The sequence below is a fragment of the Myxococcus sp. AM009 genome (assembly GCF_013372605.1).
In the GTDB taxonomy this organism is placed as follows: domain Bacteria; phylum Myxococcota; class Myxococcia; order Myxococcales; family Myxococcaceae; genus Myxococcus; species Myxococcus vastator.
The window spans coordinates 1-412 of record NZ_JABXEP010000493.1; the positions used below are offsets into that span (position 1 = coordinate 1).

Genomic DNA, 412 nt, shown 5'->3' on the forward strand with positions numbered 1-412 from the left:
GGCCTGCGCGCCAGGAACATGTTGTAGCGGGCAATGGGCAAGACGAAGCGCCAGCCAAGGCAGGTGGACCCGGCGCGGCTGGCAGTCATTGTCGAGCGGACGCGCGGGGCCCTCAGCCAGGAGGACTTCGCCACGCTGAAGGCCGCCATGGACACGCTGGCCTTCGTGACGGCGGAACTGCAGGCGAAGGGGACGAGCGTGGAGCGGCTGCGCAGGCTTCTCTTCGGCGCCCCCACGGAGAAGACGGACGCGGTGCTGCGCAAGGCGGGGCAGCCGGCTGGGCGCGCCCAGCGTCAGGAGGAAAAGAAGGCCCCAGCCCCGGGGCACGGACGCACCGCGGCGGCGGCCTACACGGGCGCCAGCCGGGAGGAGGTGGCGCACGCCTCGCTGCACGGTGGGGACGTGTGCCAGG

The 412-nt window shown here is 72.8% G+C and carries 1 protein-coding gene; it reads left to right on the forward strand.

Annotated elements, in window-relative coordinates:
* Window positions 1–33 precede the first annotated feature (33 nt).
* Window positions 34–412 (forward strand): hypothetical protein (locus HV824_RS38745; protein ID WP_176423214.1); only part of this gene is annotated, 379 nt, incomplete at its 3' end.